Here is a 23,718-nt window from a genome sequence, read left to right as displayed (position 1 = left end):
CAATCGTGACCACAATTCTTGAAAGCCGCCACGCCGGCGCCATTGCCCCCGTGACATCCGAGGCCGCTGCCGCTCGCTCGACACCAGGGACCCGCACGGCAGAATTTGTCCTCACCCTGGCCTGTCCGGAAAGGCCTGGCATCGTCCGGGCGGTCACCGGCTTCCTGGCCGACCGCGGCTTCGACATCGTGGAGCATCAGCAGTTCGATGACCACGTCAGCGGGAACCTCTTCCTGCGCACGGCCTTTAGTGGCGGTGGTTCCGGCCACGGTGATCATGCCCGGCGGGACCCCGGCTTCGACGGTCTCAACCACAAGCTCGACACCAAGGACATGGAACTCCTCACGGCCGGCTTCGCGGCAACGGCCGCCGAGTTTGGCATGGATTTCACCTTCCACGACGGCCGGCCGCAGCGCCTCCTGGTCATGGTCTCCAAATTCGGCCACTGCCTGAACGACCTGATCTACCGGTGGCGCGCGGGCAGCCTGGGCGCGGAGATCGCCGTCGTGGTTTCCAACCATGAGGACCTTCGCGCTATGGCCGAAAACGCCGGGCTCCCGTTCATCCATGTTCCAGTGACCCCCGGCACCAAACCGGAAGCCGAGGCACGGCTCCTGGAACTCGTGGCCGGGTACGACGCCGATCTGGTGGTACTGGCGCGCTACATGCAAGTGCTGTCCAACGATCTATGCACAAACCTGCGCGGCCGGGCCATCAACATCCACCATTCCTTCCTGCCGGGCTTCAAGGGCGCGAAGCCGTACCACCAGGCCTATGACCGCGGCGTGAAGCTCATCGGGGCCACGGCGCACTACGTGACGCCGGACCTGGATGAGGGACCCATCATCGAGCAGGAGGTCTTCCGGGTGGACCACAGCCTGGATGCGGACGCCCTGGTGACGATTGGCCGGGACGCCGAATCACAGGCCCTGTCCCGGGCTGTGAAGTGGCATTGCCAGCACCGCGTCCTGCTCAACAACACCCGCACTGTCGTATTCCGCTAACGCGAAACCAGGAGAACAACTTATGAGCGCATCACCACGCGTCGTCATCATCGGCGCCGGCATTGTCGGCACCAACCTCGCGGACGAACTCGCCAGCCGGGGCTGGAACAACATCACGGTCGTCGAACAGGGTCCGCTGGAACTGGCCGGCGGTTCCACCTCGCACGCCCCCGGCCTGGTCTTCCAGACCAACCCGTCCAAGACCATGACGGAATTCGCCAGCTACACGGTGGACAAGCTGCTCTCCCTCAGCGCCGACGGGGTGTCTTGCTTCAACCAGCTCGGCGGCCTTGAGCTCGCCACCACCGAGGCGCGGCTGCAGGACCTCAGGCGCAAGCTGGGGTACGCCACCTCCTGGGGCATTGAAGGCCGGATCATCGACCCCGACGAGTGCGGGAAACACTACCCGCTGCTGACCACCGGGGCGCTGGCGAACGGCAACGAGGTCCTCGGCGGCCTCTACGTCCCCACGGACGGCCTGGCCTCCGCGGCCCGCGCCGTCCAGCTGCTCATCAGCCGCACCCGGCAAGCCGGCGTGACCTACCTCGGCTCCACCACCGTGACGGGCATCCAACAGACCTCGGGCAGGGTCACCGGCGTCGAAACGGCCGACGGCGTGATCCCGGCGGACCTTGTGGTGTCCTGCGCCGGGTTCTGGGGCCGCGAGCTCGGCAAGATGGTTGGCATGAAGGTGCCGTTGCTGCCTCTGGCGCACCAGTACGTTAAGACCACGCCACTTCCGGAGCTGAAGGGCCGGAACGAACTTCCCAACGGCGCCCGACTGCCCATCCTGCGCTTCCAGGACAAGGACCTCTACTACCGCGAGCACGGCGAGCGGATCGGCATCGGCAGCTACGCGCACCGACCGATGCCCGTGGACATGGCGCAGCTGCCCAGCGTTGGCGCGGAGGAGATGTCGGATCACCGCATGCCCTCCCGCCTGGACTTCACGATGGAGGACTTCCTGCCCGCCTGGGAAGACAGCAAGGAACTCCTCCCGGCCCTGCACGGGGCCCAGATCGACGACGGCTTCAACGGGATCTTCTCTTTCACTCCCGACGGCGGCCCGCTGATGGGCGAGTCCCCCGACGTCGACGGCTTCTTCGTGGCCGAGGCAGTCTGGGTGACCCACTCAGCCGGCGTGGCCAGGGCCATGGCGGAGCTGCTCATCGAGGGCCAGTCCCGCACCGACCTGCACGGCTGCGAGCTCACGCGCTTCGAGAAGGTCCAGACCAGCGACCACTACGTCAGCGAAACGTCCCAGCAGAACTTCGTGGAAATCTACGACGTCCTGCACCCGCTGCAGCCCAAGGAATCCCCGCGTGACCTGCGCGTCAGCCCTTTTAACGTCCGTCAGAAGGAGCTCGGCGCGTTCTTCCTGGAGTCCGCTGGCTGGGAGCGCCCGCATTGGTTCGAGGCCAACCGCGCCCTGCTCGACGAACTGCCGGTGCAGTGGCAGGCACCCGAGCGGGACGAGTGGTCCGCGATGTTCCACTCCCCCATCTCGGCGGCCGAAGCGTGGAAAACGCGTACCGCCGTCGGGCTCTATGACATGACGCCGCTGAAGCGGCTGGCGGTCACGGGGCCCGGGGCGCTGCCACTGCTGCAGCGGCTGAGCACCGGCAACATCGCAAAGAAGCCGGGTGCCGTGACGTACTGCCTTCTGCTGGCGGACGACGGCGGCATCCGCAGCGACGTAACGGTCGCCCGCCTCGCGGAGGAAGAGTTCCAGCTCGGCGTGAACAGCAACGTGGACTTTGACTACCTCCGCGTCGAGGCCAGGAAGCAGTCGGCCGCGGATCCCGCCCGGTGGGTGCACGTATCCGACATCACCGGCAGCACCTGCTGCATCGGGCTCTGGGGGCCGCTGGCCCGTGAAGTGATCGGCAAGCTCAGCACGGACGACCTCAGCAACGAGGGCCTGAAGTACTTCCGCACCAAGGACATCTCGGTGGGCGGCATCCCTGTCACCGCCATGCGGCTCTCCTACGTGGGTGAGCTCGGCTGGGAGCTCTACACCACCGCGGAATACGGGCTGAAGCTCTGGGACCTCCTCTTCGAGGCAGGACAGCAACACGGCATCATCGCCGCCGGGCGTGGCGCATTCAACAGCATGCGGCTCGAGAAGGGCTACCGGTTGTGGGGCACGGACATGACCTCCCAGCACCACCCCTACGAGGCCGGCCTGGGATTCTCGATCGCCAAGGACAAGGAAGGTTTCGTGGGCTGCGAAGCGCTGGCAGCCCGCAAGGAACAGCCCGCCACCAGGGCGCTGCGGTGCCTGACCATGGACGACGGCACGTCCGTGGTCCTGGGCAAGGAACCGGTGTACGTCAACGGCGAGGCCGCCGGCTATGTCACCAGCGCCGCCTACGGCTACTCGGTCCGCAAGCCCCTCGCCTATGCCTGGCTGCCTGCCTCGGTGACCGAGGGCGACGCCGTGGAGGTCGAGTACTTCGGCAAGCGCATCGCCGCGACTGTCACGGCCGAGCCGCTGTTCGATCCCGGCATGGAGCGGCTGCGCGGCTGACGCGAACCGGGGGTTGCCGGCTAGAGACCGGCAACCCCCGGCTTTTCACGCGTCCTCGCTCGTTCCTTGGTTAGACACACGCTTTCGAAAGATAGGGCCTAAAAGAATGGCCCCGCTGCCTGGCTGGATTCCAACCAGGAAGCGGGGCCATTCCGTCATGGTGCCTAGCTCGCTGTGGCCGTCCCAAGCACTCCGGCCGCCTCGGAATGCTCCGCAGGGTGCGGCACGAACCGGACGAACATGGCCTTGAAGCCGGGGGTGTTGGATTCGCGGGCCACGTTTTCCTTGTGGACCAGGGCATTGGCCTCCGGGAAGTACGCCGCGGCGCAGCCCTTGGCCGTCGGGTAGGCCACCAGCCGGAACTTGTCCGCCTGCCGGTCGTGACCCCGGAACGTGCTCACCACGTCCACCAGGTCCCGGTCCTGGAAGCCGAGCTCGGCCAGGTCCTCGGGATGGACCAGGACCACCCGGCGACCGTCCGAGATTCCGCGGTACCGGTCATCCACGCCGTAGAACGTGGTGTTGTACTGGTCGTGGCTGCGGATGGTCTGGAGCACGAGGTGGCCGTCCGGCGGAGTCAGGTACTCCAGCGGGCTGACCGTGAACCGGCCACGGCCGATGTCCGTCTTGAAGGACCGGGTGTCCCGCGGCGGGTTGGGCAGCACAAAGCCGTTCCTGGTCCGGATCCGGGCGTTGAAGTCCTGGAAGCCCGGGATGACGCGGGAGATGTGGTCCCGGACCACGTCGTAGTCCCCGGCCATGGCCTTCCAGTTCACCGGATGGTCCTCGCCGAACGTGGCGTCGGCCATCCGGGCGATGATCACAGGCTCCGCGAGCAGGTGCTCGGAGACGGGCGTCAGCCGGCCCTGTGTCGAGTGGACCACGGACATGGAGTCCTCCACGGAGAGGAACTGGGCGCCCTTGGGGTGTTTGTCGTCCTTGTCCGTCCGGCCCAGGGTGGGCAGGATGAGCGAGGTGCGTCCGTGCACCACGTGGGAACGGTTCGGCTTGGTAGAGATGTGCACCGTCAGGCCGATCCGCTGCATCCCGGCTTCCAGCGTCTCTGTGTCCGAGCAGGCGAGGGAGAAGTTGCCGCCCATGGACACAAACACATCCACCTCGTTCCGCTCAAAGGCCTCCATGGCCTCCACTGCATCAAAGCCGTGGCCGCGCGGAGACGTGATCCCGAATTCCTTGTCCAGGGCTTCGAGCAGCCATTCCTTGGGCTTCTCCCAGATGCCCATGGTCCGGTCGCCCTGGACGTTGGAGTGCCCGCGGACCGGGCAGGCGCCGGCGCCGGGCTTGCCGAAGTTGCCCTGCAGGAGCAGGACGTTGACCATTTCCTTGATGGTGTCCACGGAGTGCGGCTGCTGCGTGACGCCGAGGGCCCAGCAGAAGATCGTGGCCTTGGCCCGGATGAGCACTCCGGCCACCTCCTCGATCTGCTTCCGGGCCAGGCCGGTGGCTTTCTCGGTCTCGTCCCAGTCCAGCTCCCGGCGGGCGTCGCGGTAGGCGTCGAAGCCGTCCGTCTGCGCCTCGACGAAAGTCCGGTCGACGACGGTGCCGGGTGCCCGATCTTCTTCGGCCAGCAGCAGGTGGCCCAGGGCCTGGAACAAGGCCAGGTCCCCGCCCACCTTGATCTGCAGGTACTCGTCGGCCAGCGGTGTGCCGTTTCCAACCACTCCGGAGAAGGTCTGGGGATCCTTGAAGTTGAACAGCCCGGCCTCGGGCAGCGGGTTCACCGCCACCACCTTCCCGCCGTTGTCCTTGCATTCCTTCAGCGCCGACAGCATCCGGGGATGGTTGGTGCCGGGGTTCTGCCCGACGACGAAGATGAGCTCGGCGTCATGGATATCGTCCAGGGACACGGTGCCCTTGCCGATGCCGATGGTGGGGTTAAGCGCCGAGCCCGAGGACTCATGGCACATGTTGGAGCAGTCCGGCAGGTTGTTGGTGCCCAGAGCCCGCGCGAAGAGCTGGTACATGAACGCGGTCTCGTTGGCCGTGCGGCCGGAGGTGTAGAAGACACAGCGGTCAGGCGTGCTGGCCCGGATGTGGCAGCCGATGAGCTCGAAGGCGTCCGCCCAGGAGATCGGCGAATAGTGCGTCTCCCCTTCGCGGATCACCACGGGCTCGCTGAGCCGGCCCTGGTTACCCAACCAGTACTCGGTCTTCCCGGACAGCTCGGCGATGGAATGCCGGGCCCAGAACTCCGCCCCGACCGTGCGCAGGGTGTTCTCCTCCGCCACCGCCTTGGCGCCGTTCTCGCAGAACTCGGCCGTTTTGCGCTTCTTATCCGATTCCGGCCACGCGCAACCCGGGCAGTCGAATCCGCCGCGCTGGTTCAGCCGCAGCAGCGAGTGGGCCGTCCGGGCTACCCCGGCCTGGGCCACGGCGCGCTCCAGCGCAACCATCACTGCCTTGACGCCGGCTGCTTGCTTCTTCGGTTTATGGACCTCCAGTTCGTCCTCGTTGATGTCCGCGACGGGCGCCGGCTGCCTGCCCAATTTCACAGCGTCACCTTGGCCAGCGTCTCCCGCTCCGCCCCGATCGTGGTGCTGTCGCCGTGCCCGGTGCGGACCACGGTTTCGGGAGGGAGCGTCAGCAGCCGTTCCCGGATCGAGGCGAGGATGGTCGGGTAGTCGCTGTAGGACCTGCCGGTCGCCCCCGGGCCCCCGTTGAACAGCGTGTCGCCGGTGAACACTGTTCCCTGCCCCGCCAGCAGGAAGCAGGTGGATCCGGGTGAGTGGCCGGGGGTGTGGATGGCCCTCAGAGTCGCGCTTCCTACGCGGAAGACCTCGCCATCGGCAAGCTCACGGTCCGGCTTGACGTCGGGATAAACCTGTTCCCAGAGCATCAGGTCATCGGGGTGCAGGTGGATGGGGGCATTCACCGCCGCGGCCACCTCGCGGGCCGCGCCGATGTGGTCGTTGTGCGCATGGGTGAGCAGGATGGCAAGGACCTTCCGGCCGCGGACCTGGTCGATGATTGCGGCTGCGTCGTGCGGGGAGTCGATAATCACGCATTCTTCGCGGTCGCCGACGATCCAGACGTTGTTGTCCACGTCCCAGGTGCCGCCGTCGAGCGAAAACGTTCCCGATGTCACCAGGTTCTCGATGGTGACGCTCATGCGGACGCCGCCACCGACGCGAGATCGGCGGCCGGCCGGATTTCAACCACGGAGCGCAGGACCTTTCCCTCGTGCATCTTGCCGAAGGCCTCTTCCACCTGGTCGATGGTGATGCGTTCGGTGACGAAGGCGTCCAGGTCCAGATTGCCGAGCTTGTAGTGCGCCACCAGCATCGGGAAGTCGCGGGACGGCAGGCAGTCTCCGTACCAGGAGGACTTCAGGGACCCGCCGCGGCCAAAGACATCCAGCAGCGGCAGCTCGAGCAACATGTCCGGCGTCGGCACGCCCACCAGCACCACGCGGCCGGCGAGGTCCCGGGCGTAGAACGCCTGCTTGTACGTTTCGGGGCGTCCCACCGCCTCGATCACGACGTCGGCACCGTTGCCTCCGGTCAGCGCCCGGATGGCCTCGATCGGGTCCTCCTTGCTTGAGTCCACGCCGTGCGTGGCGCCGAGGGACCTGGCCATCTCCACCTTGTTGGCGTCGATGTCCACGGCGATGATCGTCGTGGCACCGGCCAGCTTCGCGCCGGCGATCGCGGCAATGCCCACGCCGCCGCAGCCGATCACTGCGACGGATTCGCCCCGTTGGACCTCACCTGTGTTGATGGCCGCGCCGATGCCCGCCATCACACCACAGCCGAGCAGCCCGACGGCGGCGGGATCGGCGTCGTCGTCAACCTTGGTGCACTGCCCGGCGGCGACGAGCGTCTTCTCGGCGAAGGCGCCGATGCCCAGCGCGGGCGAGAGTTCCGTGCCGTCCTCGAGAGTCATCTTCTGCGTTGCATTGTGGGTGTTGAAGCAGTACTGCGGCTGCCCCTTGGCGCAGGCGCGGCATTCGCCGCACACGGCGCGCCAGTTCAGGATCACGCGGTCCCCGGGAGCCACTTCGGTGACGTCCGGGCCGACGGCGCTGACCACGCCGGTGGCCTCATGGCCCAGCAGGATGGGGAAATCATCGGTGATTCCCCCTTGCTTGTAGTGCAGGTCCGTGTGGCAGACGCCGCAGGTCAGAATGTCCACGAGCGCCTCACCGGGCCCGGGATCCGGCACGAGGATGTTCTCCACCGAGACCGGGGCATTCTTTTCCTTGGCGATGACCGCCTTTACTTTGTGAACCATGATTCCTGTGTTCCTTTCCTGAGTCCGCGAGGGACTCTTTGGCGGGACTCTCTGGCGACGGACACGCGATGCCATTTTCGGCCCACCCGTTGCGGCTCGAAATTGTCTGCCCGTGCCCCCCAAGCGCTTGTCCTGTGCTTTGACGGTGAGGGCGCGTCCCACACCTGCCATCTAATTGCGTATTACACAACAAGATGCACATAGCGCGTACTGTGAAAATATGGCAGTCATCACACGGGGGTGTCAATAGATTCCCGCAGTGCGACCTCCGCGTACCTGGCGTGACATCAGTGCGGCGCGCGACACCATACGGAACTCCACGCAGATCCCTCTTGTACGCGCCAGCACCGTGGGCAAAAAGTGTCGGCTACATCGCTGACCGCGTGCCAGAATCCTCACATGAGCAAGGAACGCAATGAACTGAAGAGCATCGGATACGAAATCTTCATCGGTATCCTTTCGATCCTGTCGATCGTCAATCTCGTCCTCTTGTATGCCGCGCAGGACGAGTCGCTCGACACCGTACTCAGGGCGATGAACGCCCTGTTCAGCATGATCTTCGTCGCCGACTTCCTCTTCCGGATCTTCACCGCGCCATCGGCGGGCGCCTATTTCTTCAAGCACTTCGGCTGGGCCGACCTGTTGGCCAGCGTGCCTTTGGCGCAGTTCAAGATCCTGCGCGTCTTCCGGCTTGCCCGGGTGTACCGCCTGCTCCGCGATGTCGGCATCCACACGGTTGGCCGCGCGCTGCTCAAAGATCGGGCCGGCAGCTCCCTGTACATCCTGCTGATCATGGGCATTTTCGTGCTGGAATTCGGGAGCCTTGCGGTTCTCAGCGTCGAGCAGAACGCCCCGGGGGCCAACATCACGTCGGCCTCGGACTCCCTCTGGTACACGATCGTCACGATCTCGACAGTCGGATACGGTGACCAATATCCGGTCACCGATGCGGGCCGCATGATCGGGACAGGCATCATCGTCGTCGGTGTCGGCATCTTCGGCACGTTCACCGGCTACCTGGCCAACTTCTTCCTCGCTCCCAAGAAAAAGGATTCCGCACCCCCGGTCAAAGCGGCTGACACGAGTCCCGCAACGGTCGAAAGGCTCCGCCTGAGCCTCGAGGAGTCCGAGGCAAAGCTCGCCGAGATCAGAAAGCTCCTTGCCGGGCCAACCCAGTGAACGCTTGTGCCACAGCCGGCGCCATCAGGCCCGGCGCCTCTGTTGAAGGTTCGCTCATCCCGGCGGGGGCGTGAACTGGCTGGCGGTGAACTCCGCTCCCTGGGTCGCGGATCAGTGCCGTGCGCGTCCACTCGGTGTCGTTTTGGCGAAGGACTTGGGCGCCGAGTCGCTTCGCATCAGCCACCGCTCGGTCCCGGTCGGCGACAGTGAACGAGACGTGCCAGCGCGGCAGTTTGTCGGGGGCGGTGGCCGCGATCCAGGCGATCGCATCCTCGAAGCCAGGTGGGGCGGCCAGCCCTGACTGCCTCGCCCTGATCCCAGGATCGACTGTCGCCTCAAGGTGATCACCGTAGCCGGGCCGGCGGATCATCTTCGCGAAGCCGAGGTCGTCGACCTGCCAGCCGAACGCGTCCTCGTAGAACTTGATGGCCGCGCCGGGGTTGGGCGTGTGGAGATCGCTGAAATTCCAGGTCCCCGGCTGATTGGCCACCTGTGCCCCTAAGCGCCGCTTGGCTTGCCAGATGCGGATCTCGGCGCCCCCTGGATCGGTCAGCGCCGCACCGCGTCCGCCCTCGCCCGCATCGGCAGGAGCTGATCGCACCGTGGCGCCGGCGGCGACCAGCCGCTGCACTGCGGTATCGGCGTCCTCGACGGATACGTAGGTATTCCACGCCGCGGCACCCCGGGTGCCCGCCATCCCGGCGACGTCTTGGCCGTCGAGCTTGGCTATCAAGTATCGGGCCGGCGCTCCCGCCGGCCCGGCGTCCTCGAACGTCCAGCCGAAGAGGCCGGCATAGAATTCGGCGGCCGCCTCGACGTCGGGCTGCTCGGTGTCGATCCAACACGGTACGCCCTGAGGGTAGGTCCGCTGGGTCTGGCTCCCGTCCATGGACATAGCCTAGCGAGCAGGGGCCCGGCCGGGCGCCCAGCTTCTCTATTAAGTAGTCTTACTATGCACGCTTCCAGCAGAGACGAGGAGGTCATAGTGGCCGGACATTTGGAGTTGGTGGACTCCCTGGCGAGTGGTGGCGGCGTTCTGATCGTGGAGGCTGAGGAGTCCTTGACAGGTCCTTCGGACCCCGGGCCGGAAAAATCCGTTATGGGCCGAGCCCTTGCCAGGTCAGGCGCATGCGGCCGCCCTCAACTGAAGGTGGGGTAGCAATGGTGCCAGGTTCAAAACCCGGAAAGAAGCGCGGCGTCCTTTTCGACGTCGATGGGACCTTGATTGACTCCAGCTATTTCCACGCCCTTGCCTGGTGGCAGGCGTTCCGGCGGGAGGGGCTGGACATCCAGATCTCCGCCATCCACCGCTGCGTCGGCATGGGCGGCGACAAGCTCATCGAACACTTGGTTCCCGGGTGCACCAAAGACATGCAGGAAGGCCTCAAATCCGCCCACGGCGCCGTGTTCTCGACGTTCTGGCCTTCCCTGCGGCCCTTCGACTCTGCCCGGGACCTCCTAGCCGCGTGCTCCGGCGCCGGGCTGGCCGTGGGCTTGGCATCATCAGCGCAGGAGCGCGACCTGGACGTCACCCGGCGCCTCCTGGACGCCGGCACGTCCATCGATGCGTGGACCAGTTCCGACGACGCTAATGAGAGCAAGCCTGCTCCCGACATTCTCCTGGCGTGCCTGGACAAGCTTGGACTCAGCCCGGCGGACGTCGTGTTTGTTGGCGACGCCGTCTGGGACGTGTTGGCCGCCGCGGCAATCGGAGTTCCGGCCATTGCCCTGACCTGCGGCGGAATCAGCGAAGCCGAACTGCGGGAAGCCGGTGCCGCCGAGGTCTACGACAATCCGCGGCACCTTTTGGAGAACCTTGAACGCAGCGCTATTGGAAAACTGAGCGCCTAACGGCGGCACACCGTCCGTCGCTTGAACCGCCAGCCGACAGGGCAGCACGGACTGGAATTCACAGTCCGTGCTGCCCTGTCTGGTGTCCTGCCTGACCTGACCCGGGCTCTTTACCTGTGGGCGCGGCGGTCAGTTCGCCTCGGCGCCGACCCCTGCTTCGACGGCCGGGCCGGCGAGCCGGAGCCAGGTGTCCACCACGGTGTCGGGGTTCAAGGAGACTGAATCGATGCCTTCCCCGACCAGCCACTCGGCGAAGTCCGTGTGGTCGCTGGGACCCTGGCCGCAGATGCCGACATACTTGCCGCGCGCCTTGCAGGCCGCGATGGCCATGCTCAGGAGCTTTTTGACGGCCGGATCGCGTTCATCGAAGCCGCCCGAGACAATCGCGGAGTCCCGGTCCAGGCCCAGGGCAAGCTGGGTCATGTCGTTGGAGCCGATGGAGAACCCATCGAAGTAGTCCAGGAACTCGTCGGCGAGCAGTGCGTTGGACGGGATCTCACACATCATGATCACCTCAAGGCCGTTCTCGCCGCGGGTGAGGCCGTTCTCCGCCAGCAGTTCAATCACGCCGCGGGCCTCGTCCAGGGTCCGCACGAACGGGATCATCAGCTTGACGTTGGTCAGCCCCATCTCGTTGCGGACGAAGGACAGGGCCTCGCATTCAAGGTCGAAGCAGTCCCGGAAGGACGGCTCCAGGTACCGTGAGGCGCCGCGGAAGCCGATCATCGGGTTCTCTTCGTGCGGCTCGTAGGCAGGGCCGCCGATCAGGTTGGCGTACTCGTTGGACTTGAAGTCGGACATGCGCACAATCACGGGTTCCGGCGCGAAGGCCGCCGCGATGGTGGACACGCCCTCGGCCAGGCGCTTGATGTAGTAGTCCCGCGGGCTCTCGTACGCGGCGATCCGCTCACGGATTTCCGCGGCGACATCCGCCGGCTGCTCGTCCAGGTTCAGCAGTGCCTTGGGGTGGATACCGATCTGGCGGTTGATGATGAATTCAAGCCGGGCCAGGCCCACTCCGTGGTTGGGCAGTTGCGCGAACGTGAACGCCTGCTCCGGGGTCCCGACATTCATCATGACCTTGACGGGAGCCTCGGGCAACTGGGTGATCTCGGTTTCCTCGACGCTGAAGTCCAAGAGCCCTTCGTAGATCACGCCGGTCTCACCGTCGGCGCAGGACACGGTCACGTCGAGGCCGTCGGAGAGGGCATCGGTGGCGTCCCCGGTGCCGACGACGGCGGGAATCCCCAGCTCCCGGGCAATGATGGCGGCGTGGCACGTGCGCCCGCCGCGGTTGGTCACGATGGCGGAGGCACGCTTCATGATCGGTTCCCAGTCCGGGTCGGTCATGTCGGCGACCAGGACGTCGCCGGTCTTGAAGGCGGCCATCTGGTCGATCGCGGTGAGGATGCGGACGCTGCCGGCGCCGATGCGCTGGCCGATCGCGCGGCCCTCGACCAGCACCCGGCCGGTCCCGTTGAGCCGGAAACGGCTCAGGCTGCCGGAAGCCCGGCGGGACTGCACGGTCTCCGGGCGCGCCTGCAGGATGTACAGGCCGCCGTCGATCCCGTCCTTGCCCCATTCGATGTCCATGGGGCGGCCGTAGTGGTTCTCGATGGCGACGGCGTGCCGGGCGAGCTGCTCGACGTCGTCGTCAGTGAGGCTGAACTGGTTCCGCAAGGACGCCTCGACCGGCACGAAGTCGATGGTGCGGCCGATTTCGCGGCTGCTCGTGTAGGTCATCTGCAGGGCCTTCTCGCCCAGTCCGCGCTTGAGGATGGCGGGCCGGCCGGCCTGCAGCGCCGGCTTGTAGACGTAGAACTCGTCGGGGTTGACGGCGCCCTGGACTACGGCCTCGCCGAGGCCGTAGGAGGACGTGACGAACACGGCGTCCTGGAACCCTGACTCCGTGTCCATGGTGAACATGACGCCGGAGGCGCCGACGTCGGAGCGCACCATGCGCTGGATGCCGGCCGAGAGCGCCACCTCCGCGTGCTCGAACTTGTGGTGCACCCGGTAGGCGATCGCCCGGTCGTTGTAGAGGGACGCGAACACGTCCTTGATGGCGAGCAGGATGTTCTCGATGCCGCGGACGTTCAGGAAGGTTTCCTGCTGCCCGGCGAAGGAGGCATCGGGGAGGTCTTCCGCGGTGGCGCTGGACCGGACGGCCCAGGACAGGTCCTCAGAGCCGCCGTGCTTGTCCACCAACTGCTGGTAAGAGGCGCGGATCTGCGCTTCGAAGTCCGGCAGGAAGGGCGTCTCGCGCATGAGGGCCCGGATTTCCTGCCCTGCGGCTGCCAGGGCGGTGACGTCATCGGTGTCCAGGCCGACCAGCCGGTCGGCGATCTTCTGGTCCAGGCCCGACTCCGCCAGGAAGTTGCGGTAGGCATCCGCGGTGGTGGCGAAGCCGTCGGGGACCTGGACGCCGGCGGAGGTCAGGTTCTGCACCATCTCACCGAGGGAGGCGTTCTTTCCGCCCACCCGGTCCAGGTCCTTGAGTCCGAGTTCTGAGAACCACAGGATGTCTGTCGTCATAGTTACTGCTCCTTTGCAGATGATGGCATGCAAGTGCGGCGCCCCGCTCGCGGCGATGGCCGGTTGATGGGCGCAAGTCCTGTCCACAGTGACAGGTCTCCGGCACACTTGCCACATGACGTGCGCCACACTCAGTTTGTGAAACTTTTCCCTAATGCTTGAGGTTCATCCGCTGCAGGATGGTGGCCGCCATCTCCTCTACGGACACCGTGGCCGAATTCAGGTAGGGAATCCTATGGGAGACGTACAACTGCTCGGCGCTGCGCAGCTCGAAGCCGCACTGCCGCAACGACGCGTAGGGCGAGCCGCGGCGCCGTTCGGTGCGGATCTGGCTCAGGCGCAGGGGGTTGGAAGAGAGCCCGAAACACTTCTCAACGAAAGGCCGCAGCGGCTTGGGGAGCCCTTCCCGTTCAAAGTCTTCGTCCACCAGCGGGAAGTTCGCGGCAAAGATGCCGTGCTGCAGCGCCAAGTACATGGTGGTGGGCGTCTTTCCGCAACGGGACGGCGCCACCAGGATGACCTGGGCCTTTTCCAGCGCCCGTAGGCTTTGGCCATCGTCGTGCTCCATGGCGTATTCGACGGCGGCCATCCGGGATTGATACCGCTCCGCATTGCCCAGGCCGTGGGCCCTGCCGGGTTCGCCGCTGGCCGGGGAACCGAGGGCCTGCTCCAATTGTCCGACATGGGTCCCGATGAGATCCACGATGATTCCCTGGCACGTCGCCAGGACCTGGCGGATATCGCTGCTTACCGCGGTGGAAAAGACGATCGGCTGCAGGCCCGTGGCGGCCAGTTTGTCGATAGTGCCGACCACCGTCCGGGCCTGTTCGACCGTGGTGATGAAGGGGACCGTGATGCGGTCAAAGTGGTTCGCGGGGAATTGCGTCAGCAACGTGTTGCCGAGCGTTTCCGCGGTGATGCCGGTGCTGTCCGAAAGGAAGTAGACAGGCCGCAGATCGTCTTTGGTCATGAACGCATTCTCCCCCACGCTGGGACCGGTCCGGTATCGGGCAGCCGGCGGGTCCCTACCCGGCCTCCGGTCCCGGACGTAGACTGCTCGCTTACGACGCCACCAGCTATTTGGGAGATCGACATGAACTATGCAGGGACCGGCAACGAGAAGGCCGTCGCGGCAAGTGACCTTAATCGGACACATGTCGGACTGACCGTGAGCTTCCAGCCGGACGAATTTACCGTGGTCTTCGGCCGCATTGGTGCCATTGCGCGCAAGGAGGGCGGTGTGACCATCGCGCTGGCAGGGGTGGACGGTACGGCTGGCCTGGCGTCCCATTACAGCCTGCCTCCCGCCCAGCAGGTCTACGTACAGCCGGACATGCTCACCAATACGGAGACGACCATCAAGGATTTGTTCGGCAAGGTGCAGGAGAATCTGCGGAGCCACAAGGGAGACCAGCGGCCGGACTCCGTGTAGGGCTTACTGATCCCGGACACGGTCATAGTGCTACGTGTTGAGGTCCCAGTGGACCCGGATTGCCTCGGCAACCGGTCCGGCGGTGATATCGATCCGGAAAGCAACGGGCGCGGTCCCAGTTTCTTCGATGACCGCGTCATGGTAAACGCGGCCGCATGAGGAACACAGGGTGTAGAGATCCTCGTCCTCAGGCCACGCAGCCAGCCCCGCGGGCACGGGAACATTTCCGCCGATGTGAACGGGCATGCCCTGTGAGTTGGCCTGGATCAATCCCTCGTTGCTTACGGTATTACCGCAAACGCAGGTGATGGTGGTGACGTCATGATCGACGACCTCGGCAAATTCGGTATCCATGATGAGCTCCCCTCAGGTTCCGCAGAAGGTCCGGTACGGGCCAAAGCTTTCCGGGGCGGCCGCGGCGTAGCGCTCGAGCCCGGACCGCTCGTCGAAAGGTGCGGCGACTGCGTCCAACAACCGTGCCAGCGGATCCAGGTTTCCGCCGGTAGCGGCCGTCAGGGCCTCCTCCACCAGGTGGTTCCGCGGGATGTAGACGGGGTTGACCCGGTCCATGGCGTCAGCATCCGGCGCCAAGGCACGCCAGCGCCCTAGCCAGGCATCGAAACCTGCCGTGTCCGGAACCTGGTTCCGCGCATCGTCAGCCTGGCCGCGGGCGGCTTTGCCGAGGTGCCGGAAAAACGATGTGTAGTCCGTCCGTGACTCCTGCATCAAGGCCACAAGTTCGTCCACGAGAGGCGAGGTCACGTCGTCGTCGAGCCCGTCTCGGAACCCCAGCTTGGCCTTCATGCCTGCCGACCAGGCTTCACTGTACTGCCGGCGGAACTCGCCGAGTGCCTCCACCGCGAGTTCCACCGCCAGCTCCTCGTCATCGTGGAGCAGGGGCAGAAGCGACTCCGCGAGCCGGGCAAGGTTCCACTCCGCCACCACCGGCTGATTGCGGTAGGCGTAGCGCCCGCTCTCGTCGATCGAACTGTAGACGGCGGCCGGATCGAAGCCTTCCATGAAGGCACACGGCCCGTAGTCGATCGTTTCACCCGAGATCGTCATGTTGTCGGTGTTCATGACACCGTGAACGAACCCTACGAGCATCCACTTGGCCACCAGTGAAGCCTGGGCGGAGATGACGCCTTGGAAGAGTGCGAGATAACGGTTCGAAGCCTCCGCGGCGGCACGGTGGTGACGGGTCAGGGCGTAATCGGCAAGCCGGCGAAGGAGGCCGATGTCGCCCGTGGACCGGGCATACTGGAAGCTGCCCACCCGCAGGTGGCTGCTGGCAACCCGGGTCAGAATGGCGCCGGGCAGGAGCGTCTCGCGCTGCACCGAACGCCCCGTCCCGACGACGGCGAGGGAACGGGTCGTTGGTATGTGCAGCGCGTGCATCGACTCGCTCACGATGTATTCGCGCAGCATAGGACCAACCACTGCCTGGCCGTCCCCGTTTCGCGCAAACGGCGTGCGTCCTGATCCCTTGAGGTGGATGTCGCGGAGCTCTCCGTCGGCGTGCCCGATCTCGCCCAGCAGGAGCGCGCGCCCGTCGCCGAGACGGGGCGCGTACCAGCCAAACTGGTGGCCGGCGTAGGCCTGCGCCACCGGACTGGCCTGGGCAGGGACGGCGTTCCCGGTCAGAAGGCGCAGACCCTCAGGACTCCGGAGAAAGGCCGGATCGAGACCCAGCTCGGCGGCGAGGTGCTCGTTGAGCACCAGAAGGTGCGGCTCGGGGGCCTCCTCCGCGCGCCAGGGAATGGCCATCTCCTGGAACTCCCGGGCGAAGCGGCCATCAAATGTGACGGTTGCATGCGCTGTGCCACTCATCCTTCAAGGATACCGGCGGCACCGTCAGCAATGCTGCTGGACCTGGCAGAGCAGATTCGGGCCGGTGCCATGACGCGGCACGGAGCTGGTGGGAGGATTGGCGCATGGAACTGCACATCACGGGCGACACCGCCGCCGACCAACTGCTCAGCAATGACGCGTTCGCACTCCTCGTTGGCATGCTGCTTGACCAGCAGGTGACCATGGAGTCTGCGTTTGCCGGCCCCGAAAAGATCCGGACGCGCATCGGGTCGATGGCCCCGGCCGCAATCGCCGAATATGACCCGGCAGGCTTCGTGGAGATCTTCAAGGAGCGTCCATCCATCCACCGTTTCCCTAGCTCCATGGCCAGCCGGGTCCAGGACCTCGCCGCGACCGTAGAGCGCGATTGGAATGGGGACGCAACTGCCATCTGGAACCAGGACGACCCGGACGGCCAGGAAGTGCTGCGAAGGTTGAAGGGCTTGCCCGGCTTCGGTGAGCAAAAGGCAAAGATCTTCCTTGCATTGCTCGGGAAGCAGTGCGGCCTGCAGGCGCAAGGCTGGCGTGAGGCTGCCGGCCCCTATGGCCAGGAGAGCGCATTTCTTTCGGTCGCCGACATCGTGGACCCCGAGTCGCTGAAAAGAGTGCGCGCCAGCAAGCAGGCAGCCAAGGCCGCCATCAAAGCCGCGAAGGCGTCCGAGCGCTGATTCGGAGGGCCTGGATCAAAGGCTTCCAATGGATTCGCCGGGGAACACGATTCCGAGCTGGTTCCTGATGGCGTCGGCGACGGCCATGGTCCCGATGGATTCGGCGAGCGGCCGCTGTGGAACCTCCAGCTGCCCTGCCGCAATGGCACGCGCGACGGCGGCAGCCTCGTAGTGCAGGCCCTCAAAGTGCGCTCCGGCCGGCTCCTCATAGACCAGCCGGGTGCCGTCCGGGAAGCGGACACTGAAGTTGCCTGGCATGTTGAAGGGCCCGTCAATTGTCAGTGAAGCCTCGGTGCCCACAATGGTGGCCGACGTCGGCGTGAAGTTGTGCAGTTGCGTGTTCATCATGGCCTGGCGTCCGCCGGCAAAGGACATGACGGCCGAAAGCTGGGCATTGACTCCTGATACATGCGGTTCACCGAGCGCCAGGAGATGGTCCGGTTCGCCCAGGACGGACGTGATGAGTGAGAGCGGATAGGTGCCCAGGTCCAGCAATGGCCCGCCCGCCAGCGCCGCGTCGAAGATCCGGTGGCTGGGGTCAAAGTGCTCACCATATTCGGCGAAGACCGTAGTGAGGTCCCCGAGCATTCCGGAGTCGAGCACTTGTCGGATGACGTCGAACTTGGGCAGGAAAAATGTCCACATGGCTTCGGCGGCGAACAGACCGGCGTCGGCGGCCCGTTTGGCGATCCCGGCCGCCTGCGCGCGGTTGATGCCGATGGGCTTTTCGACCAGAACGTGCTTGCCGGCGTCGAGCGCCATGAGGGCGGCCTCGTAGTGGAAGTTGTGCGGCGTGGCCACGTAGACGATGTCGACGTCGGCGGCCGCCAGCTCCTCATAGCTGCCGAAGGCAGCGGTGATGCCGTGCCGTCCGGCAAAGGCTTCGGAACGGTCCAGCGAGCGGGACCCGATTGCGGCAATCACCTGCGAGGTGTGCGCCTGGACGGATTCCGTAAAGCGCTCCGCAATCCAGCCGGGACCCATAATCCCCCAGCGGAGCGGGGGTGCGGCTCGGGAATCCGGGACCCGGGACACCGGGAGTGAGGAGATCCCGGTCATGTGCGGGCCGCCATGGTGTTGACATCGATTCGCATGAGAGTCACTGCCCCTTTCCTAGATTTGTCCTGACATAATAACAAACCGGTTTATTCGGGAAAAGCCCCTGAGGAAATCACGGGTTCGCCCATAGCCGTCCGACTCCAGGGCACCGGTGGATACCTTGAGCGCATGTCAATACAAACTATTGACGAGGCTGTTAGAGCGCTCTAACGTTGAAGGTGCGTGATCCAGCACACTCCCGGGAACGCTCCCAATTCAAAGTCCGCCGTTCAGGTCGGCCGAATCGAGGAAGTCAACAATGTCGTTGCACACAGCAAGCTCGCCCGCATCGGGCTCGAAACACCGCGGGTATCTCGCCCGTCTCACCGTCATCTCCACACTCGGCGGACTCCTGTTCGGCTACGACACCGGAGTGATCTCCGGTGCGTTGCTCTACATGCAGGACTCCCTGAGCATGAGCCCGGTCGAAGAGGCCACCGTCGTCAGCGCACTGCTCTTTCCCGGCGCCGCGGTGGGCGCGCTGAGCGGCGGCAAGCTCGCCGATAAGCTCGGGCGGCGCGGCACGCTGCTCGTCTGCGCGCTGCTCTTTCTCGTCGGGGCGATAGGCTGCGCCATCGCACCGACGGTTGGGTTCATGGTCGTGGCCCGCGTCATCCTCGGTCTTGGCGTCGGCGCCGCCGCCGTAACGTGCCCCCTCTACCTGGCAGAAATGGCGCCCGCACATCTGCGCGGGCGCATGGTCACCATCAACGAACTGATGATCGTTACCGGCCAGATGCTTGCTTTTGCCATCAACGCACTCCTCGACGCCGTCATCCACGACTCTGAGGTCTGGCGCATCATGCTTGGGGTTGCGTCCATCCCCGCCATCGCACTGCTGATCGGCATGCTCGCCCTGCCCGAATCACCACGCTGGTTCGCGATCCGCGACAGGCTCGACGAGAGCCGGCGCATCCTCAACTTCAGCCGCAGCCCGGAGGAAGCCGCCTTCGAGTACAAGGAAATCGTCGAGTCCGCGACCACTGCCCGGAATGAGCGCTCCAGTGCCTGGCGCGACCTGAAGAACAATCCCTGGATGCGCCGGCTTCTCTGGGTCGGCATCGGGCTCGCCGTGGCCCAGCAGGCGACGGGCATCAATACCGTGAACTATTACGCCCCCACGATCCTCGAGCGCAGCGGCCTCGGTGTGAGCGCCTCGCTCGTCGCTACCATCGCCGTCGGTGTGACGTCGGTGCTGATGACCGTCCTGGGCATCTGGCTGCTGGGCTTCGTCGGGCGCCGCCGCATGCTGGTCATTGGCTTCTCCGGGGTCGTGGCTTCGCAGGCACTCCTCGCCGTCGTCTTCACGCTCCCCCAGTCGGACCTCGTCAGTTACACCATTCTGGCGGCGATGATGCTGTTCGTGGCCTTCGTGCAGTGCTTCATCGGCACCTGCGTGTGGCTACTGCTCTCCGAGATCTTCCCGCTGGCCATCCGCGGCTTCGCGATGGGCATTGCGGTGTTCGCGCTCTGGACCGTGAACGCGGCAATCTCCTTCCTGTTCCCGATCCTGGTCGTCGCCCTGGGCTCAACGGGGACGTTCACCGTGTTTGTGCTGGTGAACATTGTTTCCCTGATCTTCGTGGCGAAATTCGTGCCGGAGACGAAGGGGCAATCCTTGGAAGAACTGGAGGTGCACTTCCGCACCGGAGGCATCCCAATCATCGCGCCTCCCGCGGCACCTGGCGAGAAGGCGGTATCCCTCTGAGAATTGAACGTCCGCAGCCGTAGCCGCCGATACCTCCCCACGGGACCGGCATGCGGCCGGCGTCAGGCAGCAGCGGAACCGGTGCGCGTGCCCATGGGGGCGGCGGCCGGAACTGCTGTGTTTCCCGCGGTACGCTTGCCGGCAGGAGGCCATTTGTCCAGGAGCGAACTGAACCAGCATGGGGCGGCCAAGCGCGCCACCATTGAGGATGTGGCGCGCGAAGCCGGCGTATCACGCGCACTCGTTTCCCTGGTGCTGCGGGGTTCACCCAAGGTGAGTGAACAAAAAAGAGACGCTGTCGCCACCGCGATAGCCGCACTCGATTACAGGCCCAGCAATGCGGCCCGCTCGCTCGCCAGCGGACGGACGCAAACAGTGGGAGTCCTGCTGGACGACCTCGCCAATCCCTGGTTCGTGGAGCTCCTCGACGGCATGCAGAACATTTTCCGGGAACAGAACCTTCGGATGGTCCTCGGCGATCCCCGCTATCTGGCCCGCCCGGGGGAAAGCCCGGTGTCCGCCTTCATGGAACTGCGCGTCGACGGCCTCGTCATCGCCGGAGACTTCAACCCCGATGAAGACCTCACACGCGCCACACTGCACACGCCAGCCGTCGTCGCCGGCACGCGCGCCTTCGACCTCCCGGCGGCGGACCGCGTCACCAACGACGACGCCGCCGGCGCCCGGATGGCCGTCGAACACCTGATTGGACTCGGCCACAGCGACATTGCGTTCCTCACCGCCCCCACCGGGTCCGCTGCCGTGCGGGCCGACGCCTACAGGGACACGATGACCCGCCACGGCTTGCAGGACTACATCCGGGTGATAGCCACGGACTTGAGTGAACATTCCGGCTTTGAGGCAATGAGCCGCCTTATCGAGAGCGGCCTACCCCCCTCAGCGGTCTTCGCCGCCAACGACATCCTCGCCGTCGGTGCGCTCTCAGCCGCCGACGAGCATGGCATCAGCGTCCCGGCACAGCTCTCACTGGTCGGATACGACAACACCTATCTCGCCGGGATCCGGCACGTCTCTCTGACCACCGTCGACCCGGTCAGCCGGGACGTAGGCATCCGCGCCGCGGAGTTTCTCCTCGCCCGCATCGCCGACCCCTCCCTGCCGCCACGCACCGACGTGCTGGTCCCGCGCCTCGTCGTTCGAAACACCACCGCTCCCCCTGCCCACACCTGACTGGCGGCCGGAGCAAGAATGAGTCACGAGCCCTTTCCGGGCTCGTAGGTGCCGGCGCTCCATTCCTGTCCTTGGGGATCGAGCACCCGGCAGCGCCGCGTGCCCCATTGGGTGTCTTCGGGCCCGATCACTGAGGTTCCGCCCGCGGCGAGGGCCTTCTGATGAAATGCGTCGACGTCTTCAACCAGCAGATATAGTCCCTGGCCGGTCGATCGACCGACAAGTGGCGGCCGCCGGTACTCGGCGTCGTTACTTGCCACCATTAGCACGGCCTCCCCCATGCAAATCTCGGCGTGCAGCACCGTCCCTGCAGCGCCGTCCAGCCGGTGAATGAGGTCAAAGCCCACTTCCTGGAGCCAGTCCAGGGCTGCGGGTGCGTCACTGTAGCTGAGATAGGCGAATAACTTGGCGTCCATGCCGGAATGCTATTCCCAAGCGCAGCCGGCCGGAACTAGCGTGGCGGAATGAACCCGTCAAAGGCCCCCGCCGAGATCCTCACCATTGGCGGCTACGAGGTCCGCATCTCGAGTCCGGACAAGGTGGTGTTCCCCGAACCCGGGCTGACCAAGCTCGACCTGGTCCGCTACTACCTCACCGTCGCCGACGGTGCGCTGCGTGGCGCAGGCGGACGGCCCATGGTGCTCAAGCGCTTCCCGAAGGGGATCGGTGCCGAGCCGTTCTTTCAGAAGCGCGTGCCCGAAAACCACCCCGACTTCATCGACACGGCGACGCTGCATTACGCGTCAGGCACATCAGCCGAGGAGGCCGTCATCAGGGATGCTGCGGGCTTGGCGTGGGTGGTGAATCTCGGATGCCTGGACCTCAACCCGCACCCCGTGCGTGCCGAGGACCTTGATCATCCCGACGAGCTCCGGGTCGACCTCGACCCGATGCCGGGGGTCGAGTGGGCGCAGATCGTTGACGTCGCCTATGTCGCGCGGGAGGTGCTCGACGACGTGGGACTGGTGGGGTGGCCGAAAACGAGCGGTTCGCGGGGACTCCACATCCTCGTGCGCATCGCGCCCCAGTGGTCATACAGCGACGTGCGGCTCGCCGCCGAGACCCTCGCCCGCGAGGTCGAGAACCGCGCTCCGGGCCTCGCCACCGCGCGGTGGTGGAAGGAGGAGCGCGGCGAGAGTGTGTTCGTCGACTTCAATCAGAACGCCAAGGACCGCACCGTGGCATCGGCATACTCGATCCGGCCCCTGCCCGACGCCCGGGTCTCGACTCCGCTCACGTGGGACGAGGTTACCTCCACCCGGCCGGAACAATTCACGGTGCCCACGGTGCTTGAACGCTACGCAGCGATGGGCGACCCCCATGCCGGGATCGACGACGCGGTTGGGGCGCTCGACAGACTCATCACCCTGGCTGCCGAGCTCGGCCCCGCCGAGAAGCCACCGCGCGGCGGCGACGGGCTGGGCCGCCGGCAGTCGGTGATGCCGCTCATCGAGGTGGCACGGACCAAGACCAAGCCCGAGGCGCTGGCGGCGCTCGAGGAATGGAAGACCCGCCACGCGGACCTCCTGCCGAGCCTGCACCCCGCTGACATACTCGTCGACGGAATGCGGGGTTCGAGTTCGCTCTGGTACCGGGTGCGGGTGAACCTGCAGCATGTCCCGGAAAAGGAGCGTCTGCCACAGGAGGACCTCATCGCAGACTACGACCCCTGGGCGGGCAAAGAGTGGCCCGGGCGCCCGGGGTCCTGACCACTGGGTCCTGACCACCGGCTCCTGACACCGGCTCCTGACACCACCGGACTGCGCTCAGGCGTCCTGAGGCTTGTCCGGCTGCGCCAGCGTGTCTGCGTGGCGATGGGCGACCTTCCACTCGCCATCCTCGCGCCGGTAGACCTGAGTCACGCGCAGCGTGTAGTCCCTGGGCTCTCCGTTCACCGAGGCGCTTGTATGCTCGTAGCCGACGGTATAGGCCATGTCCCCGATCACGTCGGCAGCAATCACTTCGTGCGTGTATGACGTGCAATGCGAGAACGATGCTTCCAGTTGACGGAAGATGTGCCCCACGTCCTCGGCACCGCTGCCGGACATCCACGCGCCGAGCACGGAGACGGGCTCTCTTCGTGACCAGATGGCGAACCGCGGCGCGGCATCGCCGTTATGCAGGGCGGTCTCGGCGTCTTTGAGACGCGAGCCAACCCAGGCCATGAAGTCATCCCGCTCGCTCACGTCGGACCTTCAAAGGGCACACTGTCCGTCAACGGCCGGATAGGTCCATCGCCGTCCAGGCCATCGCGGCCCCGCCATCCTAAGCCTGCCTCGTGGTGGCCACAAGGGCTGGCGTGGCCTGGCCATAGTGGAGCCGGACCGCGGGTCGCATCGGTTCAACCTTCCCTCCCCCGTTCTTCCAGCAGCACAAACCGATTGTTTGGCCAGCTGGATCGCTCCTGCTGTGCCTTCCGT

The 23,718-nt window shown here is 65.6% G+C and carries 20 protein-coding genes; 9 read left to right on the top strand and 11 right to left on the bottom strand.

Annotation, left to right across the window (positions count from 1 at the left end; all coding sequences use genetic code 11):
* The first annotated feature begins 5 nt into the window (after positions 1–5).
* Together purU and C566_RS0102210 are read left to right on the top strand one after the other, a co-directional pair.
* Entirely contained in the window at positions 6–1,004 is a 999-nt protein-coding gene (purU, locus tag C566_RS0102215; protein WP_018772694.1) for a formyltetrahydrofolate deformylase, read from the top strand.
* Positions 1,005–1,026: 22 nt separating this feature from the next.
* Complete coding sequence (locus C566_RS0102210) at positions 1,027–3,534, top strand: GcvT family protein (protein WP_018772693.1); 2,508 nt, start codon at positions 1,027–1,029, stop codon at positions 3,532–3,534.
* 164 nt (positions 3,535–3,698) lie between these two features.
* On the opposite strand, the gene C566_RS0102205 is transcribed toward C566_RS0102210, so the two are convergent.
* The 3 genes from C566_RS0102205 to C566_RS0102195 are packed head-to-tail and all read right to left on the bottom strand — an operon-like array spanning position 3,699 to position 7,785.
* On the bottom strand, positions 3,699–6,047 hold the full coding sequence (locus C566_RS0102205; protein ID WP_018772692.1) for an FdhF/YdeP family oxidoreductase: 2,349 nt from the start codon (positions 6,045–6,047) through the stop codon (positions 3,699–3,701).
* A complete protein-coding gene (locus tag C566_RS0102200) occupies positions 6,044–6,664 on the bottom strand; it encodes an MBL fold metallo-hydrolase (protein WP_018772691.1) in 621 nt (206 codons plus the stop codon). The genes C566_RS0102205 and C566_RS0102200 overlap by 4 nt, the downstream gene beginning before the upstream one ends.
* The gene (locus tag C566_RS0102195; protein WP_018772690.1) at positions 6,661–7,785 is read right to left on the bottom strand and encodes an S-(hydroxymethyl)mycothiol dehydrogenase; all 1,125 of its coding nucleotides are present in this window, start codon (positions 7,783–7,785) and stop codon (positions 6,661–6,663) included. The genes C566_RS0102200 and C566_RS0102195 overlap by 4 nt, the downstream gene beginning before the upstream one ends.
* Positions 7,786–8,184: 399 nt before the next feature.
* Between C566_RS0102195 and C566_RS0102190 the strand changes: the two genes are divergently transcribed.
* A complete protein-coding gene (locus C566_RS0102190; RefSeq protein WP_018772689.1) occupies positions 8,185–8,964 on the top strand; it encodes an ion transporter in 780 nt (259 codons plus the stop codon).
* Here the strand turns inward: C566_RS0102190 and C566_RS20555 are convergent.
* Entirely contained in the window at positions 8,933–9,853 is a 921-nt protein-coding gene (locus tag C566_RS20555) for a VOC family protein (RefSeq protein WP_331271111.1), read from the bottom strand. The two genes, C566_RS0102190 and C566_RS20555, sit on opposite strands and share 32 nt — an antisense overlap.
* Before the next feature lie 272 nt (positions 9,854–10,125).
* Between C566_RS20555 and C566_RS0102180 the strand changes: the two genes are divergently transcribed.
* A complete protein-coding gene (locus C566_RS0102180) occupies positions 10,126–10,815 on the top strand; it encodes an HAD family hydrolase (protein WP_018772688.1) in 690 nt (229 codons plus the stop codon).
* Between the two features lie 129 nt (positions 10,816–10,944).
* On the opposite strand, the gene ppsA is transcribed toward C566_RS0102180, so the two are convergent.
* Entirely contained in the window at positions 10,945–13,350 is a 2,406-nt protein-coding gene (gene ppsA, locus C566_RS0102175; RefSeq protein WP_018772687.1) for a phosphoenolpyruvate synthase, read from the bottom strand.
* 151 nt (positions 13,351–13,501) lie between these two features.
* Entirely contained in the window at positions 13,502–14,320 is an 819-nt protein-coding gene (locus C566_RS0102170) for a pyruvate, water dikinase regulatory protein (RefSeq protein ID WP_018772686.1), read from the bottom strand.
* A 123-nt stretch (positions 14,321–14,443) separates the two neighbouring features.
* Here C566_RS0102170 and C566_RS0102165 point away from each other — a divergent pair, with 123 nt between their 5' ends.
* The gene (locus tag C566_RS0102165) at positions 14,444–14,782 is read left to right on the top strand and encodes a hypothetical protein (protein ID WP_018772685.1); all 339 of its coding nucleotides are present in this window, start codon (positions 14,444–14,446) and stop codon (positions 14,780–14,782) included.
* Positions 14,783–14,812: 30 nt separating this feature from the next.
* On the opposite strand, the gene C566_RS0102160 is transcribed toward C566_RS0102165, so the two are convergent.
* Together C566_RS0102160 and C566_RS0102155 are read right to left on the bottom strand one after the other, a co-directional pair.
* Positions 14,813–15,136, bottom strand: coding sequence for a hypothetical protein (locus tag C566_RS0102160; RefSeq protein WP_018772684.1), 324 nt, complete (start codon positions 15,134–15,136; stop codon positions 14,813–14,815).
* 12 nt (positions 15,137–15,148) lie between these two features.
* Positions 15,149–16,612 (bottom strand): protein adenylyltransferase SelO, encoded by a 1,464-nt coding sequence (locus C566_RS0102155; RefSeq protein WP_018772683.1) that lies wholly within the window; start codon positions 16,610–16,612, stop codon positions 15,149–15,151.
* A gap of 104 nt (positions 16,613–16,716) precedes the next feature.
* Here C566_RS0102155 and C566_RS0102150 point away from each other — a divergent pair, with 104 nt between their 5' ends.
* Positions 16,717–17,301 carry an HhH-GPD-type base excision DNA repair protein gene (locus tag C566_RS0102150; RefSeq protein ID WP_018772682.1) on the top strand — a complete coding sequence of 195 codons (585 nt, stop codon included), beginning with the start codon at positions 16,717–16,719 and terminating at the stop codon, positions 17,299–17,301.
* 15 nt (positions 17,302–17,316) lie between these two features.
* Here C566_RS0102150 and C566_RS0102145 read toward each other — a convergent pair whose 3' ends face one another.
* Positions 17,317–18,360 carry a Gfo/Idh/MocA family protein gene (locus C566_RS0102145; RefSeq protein WP_026266290.1) on the bottom strand — a complete coding sequence of 348 codons (1,044 nt, stop codon included), beginning with the start codon at positions 18,358–18,360 and terminating at the stop codon, positions 17,317–17,319.
* Between the two features lie 298 nt (positions 18,361–18,658).
* On the opposite strand from C566_RS0102145, the gene C566_RS0102140 reads away from it, so the two are divergent.
* Positions 18,659–20,107: a sugar porter family MFS transporter gene (locus C566_RS0102140; protein WP_018772680.1), complete on the top strand. Its 1,449-nt coding sequence runs from the start codon at positions 18,659–18,661 to the stop codon at positions 20,105–20,107.
* Between the two features lie 153 nt (positions 20,108–20,260).
* Positions 20,261–21,298 carry a LacI family DNA-binding transcriptional regulator gene (locus C566_RS0102135; RefSeq protein ID WP_018772679.1) on the top strand — a complete coding sequence of 346 codons (1,038 nt, stop codon included), beginning with the start codon at positions 20,261–20,263 and terminating at the stop codon, positions 21,296–21,298.
* A gap of 23 nt (positions 21,299–21,321) precedes the next feature.
* On the opposite strand, the gene C566_RS0102130 is transcribed toward C566_RS0102135, so the two are convergent.
* On the bottom strand, positions 21,322–21,714 hold the full coding sequence (locus C566_RS0102130) for a VOC family protein (protein ID WP_018772678.1): 393 nt from the start codon (positions 21,712–21,714) through the stop codon (positions 21,322–21,324).
* 48 nt (positions 21,715–21,762) lie between these two features.
* On the opposite strand from C566_RS0102130, the gene ligD reads away from it, so the two are divergent.
* Positions 21,763–23,007, top strand: a complete 1,245-nt coding sequence (gene ligD, locus C566_RS0102125) for a non-homologous end-joining DNA ligase (RefSeq protein ID WP_018772677.1) — start codon at positions 21,763–21,765, stop codon at positions 23,005–23,007.
* Positions 23,008–23,064: 57 nt separating this feature from the next.
* Here ligD and C566_RS0102120 read toward each other — a convergent pair whose 3' ends face one another.
* Complete coding sequence (locus tag C566_RS0102120) at positions 23,065–23,484, bottom strand: nuclear transport factor 2 family protein (protein ID WP_018772676.1); 420 nt, start codon at positions 23,482–23,484, stop codon at positions 23,065–23,067.
* Positions 23,485–23,718 lie beyond the last annotated feature (234 nt).

Origin of the sequence: Arthrobacter sp. 131MFCol6.1 (assembly GCF_000374925.1) — a bacterium.
In the GTDB taxonomy this organism is placed as follows: domain Bacteria; phylum Actinomycetota; class Actinomycetes; order Actinomycetales; family Micrococcaceae; genus Arthrobacter.
This window is presented reverse-complemented; position numbering and strand designations above follow the sequence as displayed.

Bases quoted from the DNA above. Each gene is read 5' to 3' on its own strand.
- C566_RS0102210 (WP_018772693.1), top strand. From the start codon at position 1,027: ATGAGCGCATCACCACGCGTCGTCATCATCGGCGCCGGCATTGTCGGC.
- C566_RS0102200 (WP_018772691.1), bottom strand. From the start codon at position 6,664: ATGAGCGTCACCATCGAGAACCTGGTGACATCGGGAACGTTTTCGCTC.
- C566_RS0102195 (WP_018772690.1), bottom strand. From the start codon at position 7,785: ATGGTTCACAAAGTAAAGGCGGTCATCGCCAAGGAAAAGAATGCCCCG.
- C566_RS0102190 (WP_018772689.1), top strand. From the start codon at position 8,185: ATGAGCAAGGAACGCAATGAACTGAAGAGCATCGGATACGAAATCTTC.
- C566_RS20555 (WP_331271111.1), bottom strand. From the start codon at position 9,853: ATGGACGGGAGCCAGACCCAGCGGACCTACCCTCAGGGCGTACCGTGT.
- C566_RS0102180 (WP_018772688.1), top strand. From the start codon at position 10,126: ATGGTGCCAGGTTCAAAACCCGGAAAGAAGCGCGGCGTCCTTTTCGAC.
- ppsA (WP_018772687.1), bottom strand. From the start codon at position 13,350: ATGACGACAGACATCCTGTGGTTCTCAGAACTCGGACTCAAGGACCTG.
- C566_RS0102170 (WP_018772686.1), bottom strand. From the start codon at position 14,320: ATGACCAAAGACGATCTGCGGCCTGTCTACTTCCTTTCGGACAGCACC.
- C566_RS0102165 (WP_018772685.1), top strand. From the start codon at position 14,444: ATGAACTATGCAGGGACCGGCAACGAGAAGGCCGTCGCGGCAAGTGAC.
- C566_RS0102160 (WP_018772684.1), bottom strand. From the start codon at position 15,136: ATGGATACCGAATTTGCCGAGGTCGTCGATCATGACGTCACCACCATC.
- C566_RS0102155 (WP_018772683.1), bottom strand. From the start codon at position 16,612: ATGAGTGGCACAGCGCATGCAACCGTCACATTTGATGGCCGCTTCGCC.
- C566_RS0102150 (WP_018772682.1), top strand. From the start codon at position 16,717: ATGGAACTGCACATCACGGGCGACACCGCCGCCGACCAACTGCTCAGC.
- C566_RS0102145 (WP_026266290.1), bottom strand. From the start codon at position 18,360: ATGACCGGGATCTCCTCACTCCCGGTGTCCCGGGTCCCGGATTCCCGA.
- C566_RS0102140 (WP_018772680.1), top strand. From the start codon at position 18,659: ATGTCGTTGCACACAGCAAGCTCGCCCGCATCGGGCTCGAAACACCGC.
- C566_RS0102130 (WP_018772678.1), bottom strand. From the start codon at position 21,714: ATGGACGCCAAGTTATTCGCCTATCTCAGCTACAGTGACGCACCCGCA.
- ligD (WP_018772677.1), top strand. From the start codon at position 21,763: ATGAACCCGTCAAAGGCCCCCGCCGAGATCCTCACCATTGGCGGCTAC.